This is a genomic window from Mesorhizobium sp. B2-4-17 (assembly GCF_006441275.1).
Classification (GTDB): Bacteria; Pseudomonadota; Alphaproteobacteria; order Rhizobiales; family Rhizobiaceae; genus Mesorhizobium.
On the sequence record NZ_VFUX01000018.1, the window covers coordinates 34,292 to 51,737 of the forward strand.

18 protein-coding genes are annotated in these 17,446 nt (G+C 63.5%); 11 read left to right on the top strand and 7 right to left on the bottom strand.

The window, feature by feature from the left end:
* Nucleotides 1-141: 141 nt before the first annotated feature.
* Entirely contained in the window at nt 142-591 is a 450-nt protein-coding gene (locus tag FJ548_RS15690) for a GatB/YqeY domain-containing protein (protein WP_140763519.1), read from the top strand.
* A 35-nt stretch (nt 592-626) separates the two neighbouring features.
* Here the strand turns inward: FJ548_RS15690 and FJ548_RS15695 are convergent, their stop codons facing one another.
* Nucleotides 627-1,634, bottom strand: coding sequence for a hypothetical protein (locus FJ548_RS15695; protein WP_181168804.1), 1,008 nt, complete (start codon nt 1,632-1,634; stop codon nt 627-629).
* Between the two features lie 385 nt (nt 1,635-2,019).
* Between FJ548_RS15695 and FJ548_RS15700 the strand changes: the two genes are divergently transcribed.
* Entirely contained in the window at nt 2,020-2,730 is a 711-nt protein-coding gene (locus FJ548_RS15700) for a DNA helicase (protein ID WP_140778325.1), read from the top strand.
* Between the two features lie 31 nt (nt 2,731-2,761).
* Nucleotides 2,762-3,319 (top strand): GNAT family N-acetyltransferase, encoded by a 558-nt coding sequence (locus FJ548_RS15705; protein WP_140778326.1) that lies wholly within the window; start codon nt 2,762-2,764, stop codon nt 3,317-3,319.
* Nucleotides 3,320-3,324: 5 nt separating this feature from the next.
* On the opposite strand, the gene FJ548_RS15710 is transcribed toward FJ548_RS15705, so the two are convergent.
* From FJ548_RS15710 to FJ548_RS15725, 4 genes are all read right to left on the bottom strand, one after another.
* On the bottom strand, nt 3,325-4,359 hold the full coding sequence (locus FJ548_RS15710) for a P1 family peptidase (protein ID WP_140763532.1): 1,035 nt from the start codon (nt 4,357-4,359) through the stop codon (nt 3,325-3,327).
* Nucleotides 4,360-4,452: 93 nt separating this feature from the next.
* Nucleotides 4,453-5,637 carry an MFS transporter gene (locus tag FJ548_RS15715; RefSeq protein WP_140763535.1) on the bottom strand — a complete coding sequence of 395 codons (1,185 nt, stop codon included), beginning with the start codon at nt 5,635-5,637 and terminating at the stop codon, nt 4,453-4,455.
* Nucleotides 5,638-5,801: 164 nt separating this feature from the next.
* Nucleotides 5,802-6,011, bottom strand: a complete 210-nt coding sequence (locus FJ548_RS15720; RefSeq protein WP_140611674.1) for a DUF2061 domain-containing protein — start codon at nt 6,009-6,011, stop codon at nt 5,802-5,804.
* A gap of 131 nt (nt 6,012-6,142) precedes the next feature.
* Nucleotides 6,143-7,807, bottom strand: coding sequence for a Na/Pi cotransporter family protein (locus FJ548_RS15725; RefSeq protein WP_140778327.1), 1,665 nt, complete (start codon nt 7,805-7,807; stop codon nt 6,143-6,145).
* A 377-nt stretch (nt 7,808-8,184) separates the two neighbouring features.
* On the opposite strand from FJ548_RS15725, the gene FJ548_RS15730 reads away from it, so the two are divergent.
* The 5 genes from FJ548_RS15730 (at nt 8,185) to rpoD (ending at nt 13,837) form a co-directional block, all read left to right on the top strand.
* Nucleotides 8,185-8,547, top strand: coding sequence for an RcnB family protein (locus FJ548_RS15730; protein ID WP_140611678.1), 363 nt, complete (start codon nt 8,185-8,187; stop codon nt 8,545-8,547).
* 144 nt (nt 8,548-8,691) lie between these two features.
* The gene (locus FJ548_RS15735; protein WP_140611680.1) at nt 8,692-8,940 is read left to right on the top strand and encodes a type II toxin-antitoxin system RelE/ParE family toxin; all 249 of its coding nucleotides are present in this window, start codon (nt 8,692-8,694) and stop codon (nt 8,938-8,940) included.
* A gap of 12 nt (nt 8,941-8,952) precedes the next feature.
* Nucleotides 8,953-9,318 carry a helix-turn-helix transcriptional regulator gene (locus FJ548_RS15740; protein WP_140611682.1) on the top strand — a complete coding sequence of 122 codons (366 nt, stop codon included), beginning with the start codon at nt 8,953-8,955 and terminating at the stop codon, nt 9,316-9,318.
* 129 nt (nt 9,319-9,447) lie between these two features.
* Nucleotides 9,448-11,385 (top strand): DNA primase, encoded by a 1,938-nt coding sequence (gene dnaG, locus FJ548_RS15745; RefSeq protein ID WP_140611684.1) that lies wholly within the window; start codon nt 9,448-9,450, stop codon nt 11,383-11,385.
* A 427-nt stretch (nt 11,386-11,812) separates the two neighbouring features.
* Nucleotides 11,813-13,837: an RNA polymerase sigma factor RpoD gene (gene rpoD, locus FJ548_RS15750; protein WP_140611686.1), complete on the top strand. Its 2,025-nt coding sequence runs from the start codon at nt 11,813-11,815 to the stop codon at nt 13,835-13,837.
* A 71-nt stretch (nt 13,838-13,908) separates the two neighbouring features.
* On the opposite strand, the gene FJ548_RS15755 is transcribed toward rpoD, so the two are convergent.
* Nucleotides 13,909-14,964: a TauD/TfdA family dioxygenase gene (locus tag FJ548_RS15755; RefSeq protein WP_140778328.1), complete on the bottom strand. Its 1,056-nt coding sequence runs from the start codon at nt 14,962-14,964 to the stop codon at nt 13,909-13,911.
* Nucleotides 14,965-15,309: 345 nt separating this feature from the next.
* Between FJ548_RS15755 and FJ548_RS15760 the strand changes: the two genes are divergently transcribed.
* The 3 genes from FJ548_RS15760 (at nt 15,310) to FJ548_RS15770 (ending at nt 16,351) form a co-directional block, all read left to right on the top strand.
* Nucleotides 15,310-15,603, top strand: coding sequence for a GYD domain-containing protein (locus tag FJ548_RS15760; protein ID WP_140611690.1), 294 nt, complete (start codon nt 15,310-15,312; stop codon nt 15,601-15,603).
* Nucleotides 15,604-15,701: 98 nt separating this feature from the next.
* Complete coding sequence (locus FJ548_RS15765) at nt 15,702-15,962, top strand: DUF333 domain-containing protein (RefSeq protein ID WP_140778329.1); 261 nt, start codon at nt 15,702-15,704, stop codon at nt 15,960-15,962.
* A gap of 20 nt (nt 15,963-15,982) precedes the next feature.
* Nucleotides 15,983-16,351 carry a DCC1-like thiol-disulfide oxidoreductase family protein gene (locus FJ548_RS15770; protein WP_140692404.1) on the top strand — a complete coding sequence of 123 codons (369 nt, stop codon included), beginning with the start codon at nt 15,983-15,985 and terminating at the stop codon, nt 16,349-16,351.
* Between the two features lie 25 nt (nt 16,352-16,376).
* Here FJ548_RS15770 and FJ548_RS15775 read toward each other — a convergent pair whose 3' ends face one another.
* On the bottom strand, nt 16,377-17,240 hold the full coding sequence (locus tag FJ548_RS15775) for a patatin-like phospholipase family protein (protein WP_140611694.1): 864 nt from the start codon (nt 17,238-17,240) through the stop codon (nt 16,377-16,379).
* Between the last annotated feature and the right edge of the window lie 206 nt (nt 17,241-17,446).

Here is a 17,446-nt window from a genome sequence, read left to right on the forward strand (position 1 = left end):
GGGCAGGCCGGTCAATGACGATGCGGATTGCGGCTCCGAATTATTTCATTGAGTAATATCATAGGCTTGCCCCGCCACATCAGGATTTGCGTTGGCCTGCCCTCGGCGCTATTGTCCGCGCCGACCGAAGGAGAAAGCACAATGCGCGCGAAAATCGCCGAATCCCTGAAGAGCGCGATGAAGGCGCAGGACAAGCACCGGCTGCCGACATTGCGGCTGATCCAGGCCGCCATCCACGATCGCGACATCGCCAATCGCGGCGCCGGCAAGGAGCCGGCCAGCGACGAGGAGATCCTGCAGATACTGGCCAAGATGGTGAAGCAGCGCGAGGAATCGGCCAAGGCTTTCGAGGACGGCAAGCGGCCGGAACTGGCCGCGCAGGAGCGTGGCGAAATGGAGATCATCCGTGATTTCCTGCCGACGCAGCTCGACGATGCGGCGATCACGGCCGCGGCGCGCGAAGCGATTGCCGCGACCGGTGCCGCCAGCCAGAAGGACATGGGCAAGGTGATCGCCGCGCTGAAGCAGAAATATGCCGGCCAGATGGATTTCGGCAAGGCAAGCGGCATCGTCAAAGGCCTGTTGCAGTAGGCCTTTCCGGCCACGACGGCGCCGATCGAACGGCTTCACGGCTCCTTGCAGATCGGCAGCGGCTGCGCGGGCGGCGCGGGATGATCCTTCTTGTACTGGGCGATGATCGGCTCGAGGGTTTTGCGCGGCCAGAATTTCGGCGCGCCGATTTCCTTCAGGCAGGACGCGTTCCAATAAGGCCCGTCGCTGGATAGCGAATGGCCCTTTGCCGCCGCCTGCGCGACGGCGGCGATGTCGCGCGATTCCGGATAGATGTAGAGCGTTGTCGGGTTGTCCTTCACCATCGAGATGATCTGCCGCGCGTCCGCCGGCGACCAGCTGGTGCAGCCATTGCTGCGGCCGCCAGCATATTCCACCAGCTTGCCGAACGGCACCAGACCATCATGGTCGGCATAGGAGCTGTTGGGGGTTTTGCGCATGCACATGGTGCGCAGCACCTGCGCCGCGTGGCCGCCGATCACGCGTTGCCTGGCGTTGGCGGCTTCGCCTTCGCCATCGAACTGTATGAAGGTGCGCAGGAAGGCGGCATCCTGTTTGGCGCCGGCGCGATAAAAACCCTTGAAGGATGTCTTCGCCTCGCGGGTCATATAGGCGCCGCCGGCGGTCAACTCCGAATCCATGGCGTTGCCGAAGTTCTTGGAGCACCGCCTGCCGTTTGAGAAATCGACCGTGCCTTTCAGATTGCGGCCGCCGCCATGCCCCGACGCGATGGCATGAAACGACTGACTGGCCTCGCAGATGACATAGTACCGGCGCCCGAGCACGCCATTGCCGAGATCACCGGGACGGGTGGCGTCCATGGCGAAATAACAGGGATTCGTGACAGCGCCCTGGGCCACCTTCTTCAGATAGAGCGCGCGCGCGCGTTCCAGGACCACCTGCGAAATCTGGCCGTCGCTGTCGCCGACATGGGCCTGCAGCCAGGCCGGGAGGGCCGAGGGCGCGGCAAAGGACCGGACCGACGCCATCAAGGCGACGATGATGAGCAGGCCGAAGGCCCCAGCAACACCCAATGGGACAGATCTCAACCGCACCAGACCCATTCTCCTGCCGAACCGTTTTTACTTCGCACGGTGAATCACCGCGGCGATCATAAAATGCCGCGTGACAATCGGCGAGACACATCTTGTTTAGTGTGCCGGGAAACCTGCACGAAGAACCAGGTCGGCGCGCAAAATGTCCATAGGCCGGGATGCTGGCTCAAGGCTTGCGACGCGCGTCTTCGCATCGGCTGGCATTCGCGATCTTCGATCCGCCGATTTTCGACCCGCTGGGATTGGGTTATGATCTGATTCTGGCGTGGCCCACGCCTCCTCCCTCCGCCGGGAAAGCATCAGTTCATGCCGGGCCATCCCATCACCGAACCGACTGTTCGAGCACGAGGCATAAGGAGGGATTGCGAAAACTGCTTGCACCAGGAGGTTTGCGATGAGGCTATCCGCGTCCGTCTATCATCTGAAGCGCCAGGCGAGGCTGTTGTCGCGGGAAGCAAAAATCCCGCTGCATCAGGCGCTTGACCATATTGCGGCACAGGAAGGTTTTGCGAGTTGGAGCCTGCTCGCGGCCAATGGCTCTGAAGCCACACCGGCCGGCAGGCTGTTCTCGCGGTTGGCGCCGGGTGACCTGCTCCTGATCGGTGCACGGCCAGGCCATGGCAAGACCCTGATGAGCCTCGAACTCGCGGTCGAAGCGATGAAGCATGGCCATCGCGGTGTGTTCTTCACGCTGGAATATACGCAGCACGACGTGCTGGAGCGGTTTCGCGCCATCGGGGTCGATCCGGCCCGGTTCGACAAACTGTTCGAGTTCGACAGTTCCGATGCCATCAGCGCCGACTATATCGTCAGGACGTTGCGATCGGCGCCGCGCGGCACCCTGGCGGTCATCGACTATCTGCAACTGCTCGACCAGAAGCGGGAAAACCCGGCCCTGATGGATCAGGTCCGTGCGCTGAAGGCTTTCGCACGCCACAGGGGCGTTATCCTGGTCTTCATCTCGCAGATCGACCGGTCCTACGATCCCTCGACAAAACCGTTTCCCGATATCAGTGACGTCAGATTGCCGAACCCGCTGGACCTGTCGCTGTTCAGCAAGGTGTGTTTCCTGAACAAGGGCGAGATCCGCTTCCAGGCGGCTTGAGCGTTCCACCGGGCAAAGCTATGCCTGGACCATGATCGAGATCGTCAAACCCGCGCTCAAGCATCTGCCGTCCTACAAGGCGGCGCTCGAGCGCGGCTGGTCGCCGGACAATGTGCGGCTGGAGGTTGCGACACGCGAGCAGCTTGCGGCGATAGACGAGGATCCCGTGGCCTTCCTGGCCAGCCTCGACGATCCCGAGGCCAAGGGCCCGCCCATAACCTTGCCCGACGGCAGACAAGTGCCGCGCCTGCCGGGTTTCAGGCGCTGGATCTGGGACGGCGAGGCATCGGGCTCTATCGGTTTTCGCTGGCAGAAGGGCAGGGCGGAACTGCCGTCCCATGTGCTTGGCCATATCGGATATGCGGTGGTGCCGTGGAAACGGCGGCGCGGCTATGCGACCGAGGCGTTGCGGCTGATGCTCGACGAGGCGAGGGCGGTAGGCCTTCCCTATATCGAGATCACCGCCAAGCCGGGCAATCCGGCTTCACACAAGGTGATCCTGGCCAATGGCGGCAAGCTCGTCGAGCGCTTCTTCGAGGATGCCGCCTATGGCGGGGTGGAGAGCCTGCGGTTCCGAATCGATCTGTAGAGCAGCTACCGCTTTTCGGCCTGATCGCGCAGCCAGTCGGCCAGCGACGCGCGTTGCTTGCCGGCCCTGCCGGTGAAGGCGTCGGCGGACAGCATGGAGTTCAGCACCGCCTCGTGCGTGGCGTCCGCCGCCGCCTGGAAAAGCATGTCGATGCGCGCCTCGTTGAGCGCGAGCAGCGGCACCAGATCGCGGGTCTCATCGTGGTCGACCAGATTGCCGGTGCTGAAGGCGATGGCGATGTCGCCGCTGCCATGGCCCCAGAACGAGCCGAGCCTGGCGATGCCGGCTCCGGCGCGGCGCGCCACCCTCTCGAGCTGGCGGTGTTCCAGTGGCACATCCGTCGCCAGCACGACGATGATCGAGCCGCGTTCGGCCTCGACCGGCCGCCTCGGGTCGGGCCGGCGCCCATCGGGCAGAACGAGGTCTCCGGCCCTGCCGAAATTCGACAGGACGAGGACGCCCAGGTGATGGTCTCCGCCAAGCGATATCGTTCTCGACGCCGAGCCGATACCACCCTTAAAGCCGAAGCAGCTCATTCCCGTTCCGGCGCCGACATTGCCCTGTTCGACCGGTCCCTCCTGCGCGTCCGCCAACGCGGCAAGCGCGTGCTCCTCGGTCACCGCCAGCGCCTGGATGTCGTTCAGCGGGCCGTCATTGCACTCGCCGACCACCGGATTGACGGTTCCGGTGGTGCGGCCGATATCCGGATTCTGGCGGACGGCGTCGCGAATCAGCGTCGTGGCGCAGGTTCCGACCGAGAGCGTGTTGGTCAGGAGAATCGGCGTTTCCAAGGTGCCGAGTTCCTGGACCTGCGCCAGGCCGACGGTCTTGCCGAAGCCGTTGATGACATGGCTCGCCGCGGCCACCTTCTTGCGGAACAAATTCCCGCCATGCGGCAGGATGGCCGTCACGCCGGTGTTGATGTCGCCGTTACGCAGCGTGCAGTGGCCGACGCGTATGCCGGGCACGTCGGTGATCGCATTGTGCGTGCCCGTCGGCAATCTGCCGCAGGTCAGGCCGAAATCGCTGGCTCTTCCCATCTCTGCTCCGGTTTCACAAACGGTCCGTGCGGGCCCTGTCGTGGTCATCGGGCACGGCGCGGACGACACGCGGCCAGGGTCGTCGGTTCTGATCTACTCGGCCGCCGCCGGCAGTGGTGGCCTGACGTCGGCGCGGCGTTCCCAAATGTGCGAGGCAACAGCGACGGTGACGGCGATCAGCATGGCAAAAGCGCCGAGCAATGGCAGGCTGCGATAGCCGTAGCCGCCATTGAGCATGGCGGCACCCAGCGATGCGGCCAATGCGATGCCGATATTGAAGCCGGATGGAATGAGCGAGGCGGCGAGACCGGATGCGTCGGCCGTCCAGGCCAGGATGCGGGTCTGGATCGGCGTGCCGATGGCGAAGTTGAGTCCGCCCCAGACGACGATCGCCACGATCATCGGCAAGGGGTAGGGGCTGACGGCGTAGATCACCGCCAGCGTCACCGCCTGCAGGAAGAGCATGGCGATCAGCGAGGGCATCAGCTTCCAGTCGGAAAGCTTGCCGCCAAGGAAGACGCCCAGCGTGGCGCCGACACCGTTGAGCAGCAGCACCCAGGGCACCAGGTTCTCGTCGAGGCCGGTGACCTCCAGCAGGGTCGGCGTGATGTAGGTGAACAGGCCGAACTGGCCGATCATCAGCATCAGCATCAGGATCAGCGAGGTCCAGACCTGTTGGCGCGCCAGCACGCGGGCCTCGCTGGCGAGATCGGCGGGCTTGGCCTGATATCCGGCGGCGCGCGGCAAAAGGGCGGCCATGGCAAGGGTCGCCGCCACGCCCAGCGCCCCCATCACCCAGAAGGTCGCGCGCCAGCCCCAGATATTGCCGATCGCCGTGCCGGCCGGCACGCCGATGACGTTGGAAACGGTGAGGCCCGAGAGGATGACGGCAACGGCCATGCCGCGCTGGTCCTTGCGCACCAGGCCGACCGCGACCACCATGGCGACGCCGAAATAGGCGCCATGCGCGACAGCGACGGCAATACGCAGGAGCAGCATCGAGGTGAAGTCGGGCGCCAGCGCGCAGGCCGCCTGGCCTATGGTGAAGGCAATGGCGAGGCCGAGCAGCAGGGTCTTGCGCGACAGCGACTTGGTGGCGAGCGCCAGCAACGGCCCGCCAATGGCGATGCCGCAGGCATAGCCGGAAACGAGATAGCCGGCGGAGGGGACCGAAACGCCGAGGCCCTGCGCCACCTGCGGCAGCACGCCGGCGATGACGAACTCGGTGGTGCCGAAGGCGAAGGCGGCGATGAACAGGGCAATCAGCGGAAGCGACATGGCCGGAAATGGGATCCTCGAATGCAGGCCTCAAACCACGGATGGGCGTTGCCGGCAATCCAGAATTTTTTGTCGCCGGTTTAGCTTTTCTTGACCGGTTCCGTTGTGTCGGCCAGTGGCGTGGCAACCGGGCGGGGCGGTGCCGGCCGGCAGCGGACGGGCCGCTATGTCGCGTTCCTGCGCCCGTAGGGAATCTTCAGCCACGCTCGCTCGTGAAAATAATAGAGCAGCGATTTGGTGAAGACCTCTGTTACGCCTATGGCGGCCGCGAGCTTGACGCTTCCGGTCACCACCAACGAGATGATTATCGTGTCGACGGTGCCGGTCACGCGCCAGGAAAGCGCCTTGGCGAAACTGCGCGAATGGGTATCCATCGATTTCCTCCCGGTGGCATCAGATGCTTAGCCGACGGATGGCAGGATGAGCAAAGACTAATTTTGCCGTTGAAGCCGGGATGACGCAACCTTGTTCCAAGTTGATGCCTTTGCGGCAAAAAGCTTGCGCCTCAGCTCGCCTTCAACCTCGACCCGGTGAGCAGGCCGCGCTCTTCGAGGACGGGATAGGCCATCGATGCCAGCAGCGAGTTGATCTGCTTGAGATCGCGGATGGTGTCGAGGTGGATCGAGCTGGTTTCGACGCTTTTTGCGGTGCCTTCGCGCAGCCGCAGGAAATGGCTGGCGCTGGTTTCCTTCTCGCGGTCGCGCAGCTGGTCCTTCTCCAGCACCAGCTGACGGGCCGTTTCGGGGTCGCGCGAGACCAGAACGTTGAAGGCGAGCCGCGCATTGGCCAGCACCGAGCTGTGGAAGGCGCACAATTCGCTCCAGCCTTCGTCGGTGAATTCCAGCCCGCGATCGAACTTCTTCTTCACATGCACCAGCATGTTGCGCACGATGATGTCGCCGACCTGCTCCAGCTTGACGCAGGCGCCAATCAGCTCCTGGCAGCGCAGCGACTCGTCCTCGGTCAGCGGCTTCTTGGTGACCTTGGCGAGGTAGAGTTTTATGGCCGCGTGTTTGCGGTCGACGCGGTCGTCGAGGGCGGCAAGCGCCTTGATCTTGTCGGTGTCGGCGTCCTCATAGAGCTCGATGATGCGTTTCAGCATGATCTCGACCGTCTCGCATACCCGCACCACCTCGCGGGTGGCGTTGGCCAGCGCCTGGCTCGGCACGTCGAGCGCGCTCTCGTTGAGCGCCGAGAGTTCGATGACGTCGAGCGAGGCCGCCGGCGCCGGCTTGGTGCCGAGCGCCACGATCTTCTCGGAAGCGCGGTAGACGAGGCTGGCCAGCGGCAGGCCGGCGAGCAGGATGATGACGTTGAACAGGATATGGGCGTTGACGATCTGGTCGGCCGCCATGGCGCCGAGAAAGCCGACATGCGGCCTGAAGATCATGAACAGCACCAGCATGACCAGCGACCCAAGCCCGCGCATCAGGAGATTGCCGATCGGCACGACGCGCACGGCGGGGCTGGCCGAGCGGGTCAGCATCGGCGCGATGATCGAGGAACCGAGATTGACGCCGAGGATAAGGACGACGCCGAGTTCGGGCGTGATCAGGCCGCGGCCAGCCAGCGTCGCCATCAACAGGACTGCCGCGATGCTCGACTGGAACAGCCAGGTGATCAGCGCCGCCAGCAGATAGGCGGTGATGGAATCGCTGGAGAAGTAGTTGATGATGACCGGCATGAGCTGGCTGTTGCGCAACGGCTCCGAGGCCTGGCCGATCATTTCCAGCGACAGGATCAAAAGGCCGATGCCGACCAGGATGCGGCCGGTCTGGCGCCAGTCGCGCCGCTCGGTGGCCATGAACATCACCGTGCCGGTGATCAGGCAGAGCGGCACCAGCAGTGTCAGATCGAACGTCAGCAGCTTGACCACCAGCGCCGAGCCGATCTCGGCGCCGCGCACCGCCAATTGGCCTGCGGCGCCGGAGACGATGCCCGAGCCGGCGAAGGAGCCGACCAGCAGAGTGACCGCGGTGGAACTCTGCAGCGCGATCGCCAGGCCCGTTCCGGCCAGCACGGCCATGATCGGGTTGCGCATGGTGGCGCGCAATCGATGGCGCAGCATGTCGCCATAAGCACGCTCGACGCCGGTCTTCACCATGCGGGTGGCGAACAGCATCAGCGCCACGGCGCCGGCCAGATGCAGCAGGACGACGGAGCCGGTCACTGCCGCGCCTGTATGCGAACAGGGCGCGCGGTGCGGGAGACGCGGCGATCGGGGGAATAAGCGGGAGTACGAATCATGGTCATGGCAGCCGTGAACAATAGCCGGAATACTTTAGCCGGGTAATAAAATTTTGTCGATTTCAAGGGGCTGTCGCGGCGCGACAGGCCGTGTCGGGAAATGGACGGGGTGCGCAAAGGTTGCATGCCGGTCCACGGCATCAGCCGGGTTTGCCGGGCTTCTGGCTGTTGCCTTTGCGATAATGTTCAACTCGCCGGCGTAAATGGAGGAATTCATTACGCAATTGTAATGGAGGCGTTCAGTTTCAGTTCATCCGCTGGCGGCTACTCCTCGGGCATCGACAACCAAGGAGACTTCTGATGAAACGCATTATCCTTTCCGGCCTCGCCTTCTCGATGCTGGCCGCCACGTCGCTCACCGGCCAGGCGGCGCCGATGAACGCACCGGTCGCGCCGCAGTCGACCTACACAAAGGCCGATTGGCAGAAGCCCGGCAGGCATGTCGAGAAGCGTGTCGTGAAGAAGAAGGTCGTCGTGAAGCGCAACCATTGGCGCAATGGCCAGAGATATTCCAGTTGGAAGCGCCACCAGCCGATCCGCGACTATGGCCGCTATGGCCTGCGTCGTCCCGGCCGCGGCCAGGAATGGATCCGCGTCGGCAATGACTACGTGCTCGTCGGCATTCTCTCCGGCGTGATCTTCGGCGCCATCGCCGCTCAGTAGGCTCCAGCTCCACGGCAGCTTGCCGGATGTGACAAGAAGGCGGTTCGCAATGGCCGCCTTCTTTTTGGCGTTCATGCCCTTTGCGACCCGTCTCCATGGGCCGAACTGCTTGCACAAAATATCACAATATGCGATATTTTTGAGGTGAAGCGGGTCATTCTTCTCCCTCTGGCCGCCAAGGCGCTGCGGAAGCATCGGGCGGATGCCGAGAGGATCCTGTCGAAGATCGAAACCTATGCCCACGACGCGAGCACGCTTGCAAACAGTGTCAAGGCTCTGCAGGGATCGACCGCTCTGCGTTTGAGGGTCGGTGACTATCGGGTCATTTTCGAGGAGACAGACCAGGAGATCATCGTCACCAAGATTGGGCCACGCGGATCTGTTTATGATTGAAGGGATGCGAGGATGAACAACATTGCCTATGTCACGACGCCCGGTGGCGAGGAATTGGCCATCCTGCCGCGCAGCGAGCTTGAGGCGTTGCGGGAATCATTGGACCACGCACAGGCGTTGGGTAGCTTTCGCGCAGGCCAGATACCAGGTTTGACCGCGGATGAAGCGCGGGCTCTGGTGGCGGCGACTTCTCCGCTTGCCTTCTGGCGCAAATATCGCAAGCAGACCCAGGCCGTTCTCGCGACTTCTGTCGGTGTCACTCAGAACTATCTTTCGGACATCGAGAACGGAAAACGTGGCGGCGACGTCGCGCTTTGGCTGCGACTGGCCCGAGCACTTGAAGTGCCGGTGGAAAGTTTGGTCGACGAAGGCGATTGATCGGCAATCGCCGCAATTGCCATCTCTTAGCCTGTTAGAAGACCTGGCCTGTGGAAACCGGGTATGGCGCCTATTGGGGGTCGTCGGATTCCGCGGGCATGATTATATGGGGGGGAAACGAGTTTCCTGATGCGCTTTCCGCCCGCCTTCCTCGACGAGATACGCGACCGCGTGTCGATTTCTCAGGTCATCGGCCAGCGCGTCGCGTGGGATCGCAAGAAGACCAATGCGTCGCGCGGCGACTACTGGGCCTGTTGTCCGTTTCATGGCGAGAAGAGCCCATCCTTCCACTGCGAGGACAAGAAGGGGCGCTATCACTGTTTCGGCTGCTCGGCCTCGGGCGACCATTTCAAGTTCCTCACCGAACTCGAAGGATTGAGCTTTCCCGAGGCGGTCGAGAAGATCGCCGACATGGCCGGCGTGCCGATGCCGGTCCGCGACGCGCAGGAGGAGCGGCGCGAGAAGGAACGCGCCAGTCTGACGGATGTCATGGAAATGGCGACGGCTTTCTTCCAGGAGCGGCTGCAAGGACCGGAAGGCGCCAAAGCCCGCGCCTATCTGCGCGATCGTGGTCTGACGCCGGCGACCCAGCATTCGTTCCGGCTCGGCTTCGCGCCTGACAGCCGCAATGCGCTGAAGGAGCATCTGGCGGCAAAGGGCGTGCCGAAGGCCGATATCGAAGCCTGCGGGCTGGTGCGCCATGGCGACGACATCCCGGTCTCCTACGATTGGTTCCGCGACCGCATCATGTTTCCGATTCCGGATTCGCGCGGCAAGATCATCGCCTTTGGCGGCCGAGCGCTGGCGCCCGACGCGCCGGCCAAATACATGAACTCGCCCGACACCGAGCTCTTCCACAAGGGCAATGTGCTCTACAATTTCGCCCGCGCCCGCAAGGCGCTGGCCAAGGGCGGCGCGGTCATCGCGGTCGAAGGCTATATGGACGTGATCGCGCTGGCGCAGGCCGGTTTCGAGAATGTGGTCGCGCCGCTCGGCACCGCGCTTACCGAGAACCAGCTTGAACTGTTGTGGCGCATGGCCAACGAACCGGTTCTGTGTTTCGACGGCGACAAGGCCGGGCTGAAAGCGGCGTGGCGGGCCGCCGATCTCGCACTGCCATCGGTACAGGCGGGGCGCTCGGCGCGCTTTGCGCTGCTGCCGGAAGGCAAGGACCCCGACGACCTGGTCAAGGCCGAGGGACCGGACGCATTTCGCGCCGTGCTTGCCGACGCACGGCCGCTGGTCGACCTCCTATGGATGCGCGAGACGGCGGGCGGCGTCTTCGACACGCCGGAGCGGCGAGCGGAACTTGAAAAGACGCTGCGCGAGCTGACCAGCCGCATCCGAGATGAGAGCCTGCGGTACCACTATCAACAGGAGATGCGCGAGCGGGTGCTGAGCTTCTTCGGCTCCCAGCGCGTTTCCCGCCAGGGCCGCGACAACGGCCGGCCAGGAGCGCGCGGCCAGGGCAAGGCGGCCGCGCCCGGCGGACAGTTCGCCAAGGGCGGCGGCCGCATTGCCATCACCGAAAGTCTCGGCCAGTCGGCGCTGGTCAAGCGCGGCGAGGGGATGTCGGTGCGCGAGGCGACGATCATCGTGGCGCTGGTCAACCATCCGGCGCTGATCGACGAGAATTTCGCGCATGTCGAGTTTCTCGATCTCGCCAATTCCGACCTGAACCGGCTGCACGCGGCCATCCTCGACGCGATGGCGCATGACATGGCCAATGACCGCCACGCCGTGGTGGCGACGATCGAGCGCGCCGGCTGCGCCGAGATATGGGAACGCGCCGTAGGCCTGATCCGGCGAGCGCGGCAATGGCCGGCGCTGGAGACGGCGGCGCTCGAGGATGCCCGCGACGCTCTGAACCAGGCACTGCACTTGCAGCGTAGCGCGCGCACCTTACATAAGGAGCTGAAACAGGCGGAAGCGGCTCTCGAAGCGGATCCTTCGGACGAAAACTTCCGCCATCTGATCGAAATTCAGGCGCAATTTCAGGATGTACAAGCGACGGAAGCGCTGATCGAAGGGTTCGGCGTATCGTCGGGCAGGGCCGGGCGAGCCTAAGTGCAAGCGGGTACAGAATGAGGGTGTGGCCGGGCTTCCCCAGGAAGCCGGGCGCGCTAAGTCGGGTAATTGATTCGCTTTTTTCATGCGAATCATGCCAGAGGCGCTTGACCTTCCGGCAGAATGGCGGAATCAGGACGATTCGAAACGTTAACCCGCACCCGTGTCGACGGGAAGTGCAGCGATAAGAGGTCCTGGTCACTGGACAGGCAGACAGCCTGCCACAGATATCAGGGTTAATCTGGACTTAATGCATGTCGCCCAAAAGTGGAAACCGGTTTTGGGGCGACGACATGCGCCAAACTACAAAGAGTGGATGCAGTTCGTGGCCCGGGTGAAGCGCGTTTAGAAAAACGAGCATATCCAATTTGACTGGTCCGACAGCTTACGTGGCCCGATGCCCGGCCGCTAGGAGAAGATAAAGACTATGGCGACAAAGGAAAAGGAAGAGGTCGAGACCGAACGCGAGGGCGCCACCGATGGGCCTCTGCTCGACCTTTCCGATGATGCTGTCAAGAAGATGATCAAGGCCGCCAAGAAGCGCGGCTATGTCACGATGGACGAGCTAAATTCGGTGCTGCCTTCCGAGGAAGTGACCTCCGAGCAGATCGAGGACACGATGGCGATGCTGTCCGACATGGGCATCAATGTCGTCGAGGATGACGAGCAGGGCGAGGAGGCCGAGGCCGGCGACACCGCGGCGGATGCCGAGGAAGACGCCAACGAACTGGCCGAGCAGACCGGCACCGCGGTAGCCGCTACCACCACCAAGAAAGAACCGACCGACCGTACCGACGATCCGGTTCGTATGTACCTGCGCGAGATGGGCTCGGTCGAGCTTCTGTCGCGCGAGGGCGAAATCGCGATCGCCAAGCGCATCGAGGCCGGCCGCGAGACGATGATCGCGGGCCTGTGCGAGAGCCCGCTGACCTTCCAGGCGATCATCATCTGGCGCGACGAGCTCAACGAATCCAAGATCCTGCTGCGCGAGATCATCGATCTTGAAGCCACCTATGCCGGCCCCGAGGCCAAGCAGGCGCCGGTGGTCGAGCGCGTCGAGGAAGCGCCCAAGGCTGACGAGAAGCCGCGCCGCGGGCGCGACGATGAAGACGACATCACCAATGTCGGTGTCGACACGCGCGGCATCGGGGACGACGATGAGGAAGACGAGGACGAGGCCAGCCTGTCGCTGGCGGCGATGGAAGCTGAATTGCGTCCGCAGGTGATGGAGACGCTCGACGTCATTGCCGACACCTACAAGAAGCTGCGCAAGCTGCAGGACCAGCAGGTCGAGAACCGTCTGGCCGCCGCCGGCACGCTGTCGCCCAGCCAGGACCGCCGGCTGAAGGAACTGAAGGACCAGCTGATCAAAGCGGTGAAGTCGCTGTCGCTCAACACGGCGCGCATCGAGGCGCTGGTCGAGCAGCTCTACGACATCAACAAGCGCCTGGTGCAGAACGAGGGCAAGCTGCTGCGCCTCGCCGAAAGCTATGGCGTGCGCCGCGAGGAGTTCCTGAAGGAATATCAGGGCTCGGAGCTCGATCCCAACTGGACGCGCTCGATCGCCAATCTGACCTCGCGCGGCTGGAAGGAATTCACCAAGAACGAGAAGGACGCGATCAAGGACCTGCGCGCCGAGATCCAGCATCTGGCCACCGAAACGGCGATCTCGATCCTGGAATTCCGCAAGATCGTCAACCAGGTGCAGAAGGGCGAACGCGAAGCCGCGATCGCCAAGAAGGAAATGGTCGAGGCCAATCTGCGCCTCGTCATCTCCATCGCCAAGAAGTACACCAATCGCGGCCTGCAGTTCCTCGATCTGATCCAGGAAGGCAATATCGGCCTGATGAAGGCGGTCGACAAATTCGAATACCGCCGCGGCTACAAGTTCTCGACCTACGCGACATGGTGGATCCGGCAGGCGATCACGCGTTCGATCGCCGACCAGGCGCGCACCATCCGCATTCCGGTGCACATGATCGAGACGATCAACAAGATCGTGCGCACCTCGCGCCAGATGCTGCACGAGATCGGCCGCGAGCCGACGCCGGAGGAACTGGCCGAGAAGCTCGCCATGCCGCTGGAAAAAGTGCGCAAGGTGCTGAAGATTGCCAAGGAGCCGATCTCGCTCGAAACGCCGGTCGGCGACGAGGAGGATTCGCACCTCGGCGATTTCATCGAGGACAAGATGGCGATCCTGCCGATCGACGCGGCGATCCAGGCCAATCTGCGCGAGACCACCACGCGCGTTCTGGCGTCTCTGACGCCGCGCGAGGAGCGCGTGCTGCGCATGCGCTTCGGCATCGGCATGAACACCGACCACACGCTGGAAGAAGTCGGCCAGCAGTTCTCGGTCACCCGCGAGCGTATCCGCCAGATCGAAGCCAAGGCGCTGCGCAAGCTCAAGCACCCGAGCCGGAGCCGCAAGCTGAGAAGCTTTCTGGACAGCTGAGGCGGGTTCTATCTGTCACGAGAATCAAGGGCGCCGACTGGTGCCCTTTTTCGTTTCAAGCGGGTTTGCTTCTACAGGGGCACGTTCAGCCGCGTCCCCTTGACGACGATGCCGCCCCGGTCGCCGATCTCGATCGAGCCATAGCGCTGCCTGAAGCAATCGGGCAGCGGGCGGTCGCCGGGCACTGACAGCCACAGGCGCAGCATATGGCGCCGCTTGTCCGGATCCGGCCAATCCCGAAAACCCATGCGGTCGTGAAGCAGCGAATGATTGTAGACGAACTGCATGTCGCCGGGCCGTAACCGCATCGACAGGTTCAGCTTCGGCTCATTGGCAAGGCTGTCGAAGAGATCCAATGCTTCGACATGCGCAGCACTCAGCCGCATGGCATCCGGGGAGCGCTGCGCGCTGTCGATGTACTGGCGCTGATAGATTCCGGTCAGCAGCCCCCTATGCCAGTTGAGGACCGGGATTTCGAAGTAGGGCTTTTGCCCTTCCGGTATCTCGCCGCGCCGGTCGGTGGCAATCGGATCAAACAGCAGCCGGACCAGATCAGGTCGCCTTTTGCGCATCTCGTTGTAGATCGTCACCGTGCTAACCAGCAGGGACTCGCCGCCTTGCATGGCATCTTGCAGGCAGAGCAGGCCGACGACATCGGCGGAGTCGGTGTGGAACGTCTGGCGCTCCAAGGTCTGGTAGATGCGCGTCGTGGCGTCCCTGGCGTCGGCGCCTGTGTCGCGGACATGGCCGAGTATATGGCTCTGGGCGTTCTGAGACCGAGCGCTTCCCAGATGGGCGCCAACTCCGCAGAAGATCGTTGCCGCCATTTGCGCGGAGTATCCTTCGACCGGGAGACCGCGAAGCACCTCGAACCCTATGCCGGCGATCAGTTTTTCGCGAAGGGCGGCAAGATGGCCAGCAAGCCGGGGCAAGGGGAAATCAGCCTTGGTCAGGCCGCCGATATCGTGCGAACCGGCAAGAAAGCCGGTTGCGGCGGCTTCCAGCTCCGCGACGTCCTTCGGGTCCAGTTCGACCAGCCATCGTTCAGGATGCTTCGCCATGTCCTCGCCGGTCCACGCGGCGGGAATTTCGATCCGTTCCGGCGGCAGGTCTGTTGTTTTGCGCATGAAGCTCTCCTGCGACTGGACTGGGCCTCGGATGTTGGCCGGTGTTTGCCGTGTCCGACGGCCACGGCGGAGACTGCCGCAATCAGGCGGGTTTTTAAACCGGCTTTGCCTGATCGCCGCCGACTGATTTGTGGCCGTCGCCATGCCAGCGCCCGCGTGTCGGTTGGCACGAGGACTCGGCAATACGGTGCCGGCGCGGTAGTGCTTGCGGGACGCTGGCAGCGGGAGGATAATCTGGTGACGGATGCATTTTCTGGGCGTCAACCCCGGAAGCCCGCCCCGGTCGAGGCCGTCCTTTTTTAGCGGTCTCAATGCCGTGCTCCGTGGCCCGGAGAGAGGTGTGCCATGACGACTTACATCGTGCTGATGAACTGGACCGAGCAGGGCGCGAAAAATGTGCGCGACTCGCCCAAGCGGCTGGACGCCGCCAAGAAGCAGCTCGGCGAGATGGGTGGATCGTTCAAGTCGTTCTACCTGACCATGGGCGAATTCGACATGGTGTCGGTGGTCGAAGCGCCTGATGATGCGGTGCTCGCCCGTTTCGCGCTGATGCTGGGCTCGGGCGGCAGCGTCAAGACGCGCACGCTCAAGGCGTTCCCGGAATTTGCTTACCGCGAGATCATCTCCTCGCTCGGATGAATCCATCGGCAGGTTCTCGAAGTCGATGGTCATTGGCGACGCCTTGCCGCAGACAAGGCGCTTCGCCGTGACAGGGTGCGGCCGAGGGGGGGATCGCGATGAAGATATCGGCTGCCGGCCTGGCCGCATTGTCCTTAGTGCCGATCGACGTCGGCGCTGCCGTGCAAAAGCCGGTCGGCATGGCCAATCCGGCATCCGTCCATTGCGGCGGGGTCGGCGGGCGCCTGGCGATGAGGAAGGATAGGGCCGGCAATGAATATGGATTTTGCCGCCTGCCCAACGGACGCCTGTATGGGGAGCGGGCGCTATTTCGCGACAACAAACGCGTCGGGCCGAAGACGGCGATGCGCGGCAAGTGAGCCCTGACAGGATCACGCCTTTGCTGACTGTCTGGTACAACACACATTGTCCGGTCTGCGATGCGGGCATCGGCAGGCAGAAGCGGCGGCTGATCGAAGCGGTCAAGGCCGGACGGATCGAGTTTCGCGACATCAACCTCGAGCCGGCGGCGCTTGCCGGACATGGCGCCTCGCTGGAGGACATCCGCCGGCGGCTGCATGCCACCGATGCGCAAGGCCGGTTGCTGGTCGGCGCCGACGTTGCGATTGCAGTGTGGGCGATGACACCTGGCGAGGGCTGGCTGGCGGGATTGTTTGGCAATCCGATCGCCTTGCCGCTGACCCGTCTTGCCTATGATCGCTTCGCCGACCTGCTCTATGCCTGGAACCGGCGCAAGGGGCGGTGGTAGCGCCCTGCTGTGAAATCGGGTGAAATCAATGATGGCGGTGCGGACGCATCTGGTTCGGGATGACGCGTTCAAACAGTCCGCCCGCCTCTATCCATGCCCGGGTCGATTTTTCGGCGTCGTCGATCAGCGCGCCAGTGCGGGTGAAATCGTAGGGCGAGCCCACCAGCGGGCAGAGCGAGGGGACAATCGCGTAGTCGATCTCGGCCGGCATGGTGTCGAGTTCGCGCACCAATTGCCGGGCGATCAACAGTGTCAAGGCATGCAGGCCGTTGGCAACCGCGCCTTGCGGCGGCGCGCGCAGATTGCAGGCGAAGCCGGTTGGCAGCACGATCAGCCGGCGCGCGCCGAGGCTGATCGCAACACCGACTGGTGTATTCGAGGTCACCGCGCCGTCGATCAAGAACCGCTCGCCGACCCGCACCGGCGCGAACGCAACCGGAATGGCGCTTGAGGCGGCGATCGCCTCGGCCGCATTACCTTTCGAGATCACCACCGCGTCACCGGAGAAGAGATCGGTCGCGATGATGTGGATCGGGATCGGCGCCTCCTCGAGGTCGCGATAGGGCAGGTTGCGCTCGATCAGATTGCGGATGCCGTGCGAGGCGGACAGAAAATCGCGCCGGGCCGCAAAGCCCAGCATCGACCGCCAACTGACGGGAAACACGTCGTTGCGGGTGATGCCCCGCCACAGGGCCTCCAGCCGAGCGACGGTCTCCATTGTGCCGGCGGCGGCGTAGTAGGCGCCGTTGATGGCGCCGACGCTGGAGCCGACGACGAAATCGGCGGTCACGCCCGCGGCGACCAGCGCCTTCAGCATGCCGACTTGTACCGCGCCGAAACTGCCGCCGCCCGCGAGCACCAGCGCGACCTTGTCTGTTCCTGATGGCATGGCACGACCTCGTTGCATGGCCCGCCCAAGGGGTTCGCCGGCGTCAGGTCGTTTGTTTCTTGGAATTCTCCCCATGCCAGCACGTCTTCGTGAAGCGCCGCTCGCGCCGGGAAGCCAATTCGCGGCCCAGCCAGACGAGTGAACCGACTGCCACGAGGCCCGCAGCAAAAGCTCCTCAGCCGCGGCATTCAGATACATCGTAAGAT

Excerpts from the sequence above, each read along its gene's own strand:
- FJ548_RS15690 (WP_140763519.1), top strand. The coding sequence starts at position 142 with ATGCGCGCGAAAATCGCCGAATCCCTGAAGAGCGCGATGAAGGCGCAG.
- FJ548_RS15695 (WP_181168804.1), bottom strand. The coding sequence starts at position 1,634 with ATGGGTCTGGTGCGGTTGAGATCTGTCCCATTGGGTGTTGCTGGGGCC.
- FJ548_RS15700 (WP_140778325.1), top strand. The coding sequence starts at position 2,020 with ATGAGGCTATCCGCGTCCGTCTATCATCTGAAGCGCCAGGCGAGGCTG.
- FJ548_RS15705 (WP_140778326.1), top strand. The coding sequence starts at position 2,762 with ATGATCGAGATCGTCAAACCCGCGCTCAAGCATCTGCCGTCCTACAAG.
- FJ548_RS15710 (WP_140763532.1), bottom strand. The coding sequence starts at position 4,359 with ATGGGAAGAGCCAGCGATTTCGGCCTGACCTGCGGCAGATTGCCGACG.
- FJ548_RS15715 (WP_140763535.1), bottom strand. The coding sequence starts at position 5,637 with ATGTCGCTTCCGCTGATTGCCCTGTTCATCGCCGCCTTCGCCTTCGGC.
- FJ548_RS15720 (WP_140611674.1), bottom strand. The coding sequence starts at position 6,011 with ATGGATACCCATTCGCGCAGTTTCGCCAAGGCGCTTTCCTGGCGCGTG.
- FJ548_RS15730 (WP_140611678.1), top strand. The coding sequence starts at position 8,185 with ATGAAACGCATTATCCTTTCCGGCCTCGCCTTCTCGATGCTGGCCGCC.
- FJ548_RS15740 (WP_140611682.1), top strand. The coding sequence starts at position 8,953 with ATGAACAACATTGCCTATGTCACGACGCCCGGTGGCGAGGAATTGGCC.
- dnaG (WP_140611684.1), top strand. The coding sequence starts at position 9,448 with ATGCGCTTTCCGCCCGCCTTCCTCGACGAGATACGCGACCGCGTGTCG.
- rpoD (WP_140611686.1), top strand. The coding sequence starts at position 11,813 with ATGGCGACAAAGGAAAAGGAAGAGGTCGAGACCGAACGCGAGGGCGCC.
- FJ548_RS15755 (WP_140778328.1), bottom strand. The coding sequence starts at position 14,964 with ATGCGCAAAACAACAGACCTGCCGCCGGAACGGATCGAAATTCCCGCC.
- FJ548_RS15760 (WP_140611690.1), top strand. The coding sequence starts at position 15,310 with ATGACGACTTACATCGTGCTGATGAACTGGACCGAGCAGGGCGCGAAA.
- FJ548_RS15765 (WP_140778329.1), top strand. The coding sequence starts at position 15,702 with ATGAAGATATCGGCTGCCGGCCTGGCCGCATTGTCCTTAGTGCCGATC.
- FJ548_RS15775 (WP_140611694.1), bottom strand. The coding sequence starts at position 17,240 with ATGCCATCAGGAACAGACAAGGTCGCGCTGGTGCTCGCGGGCGGCGGC.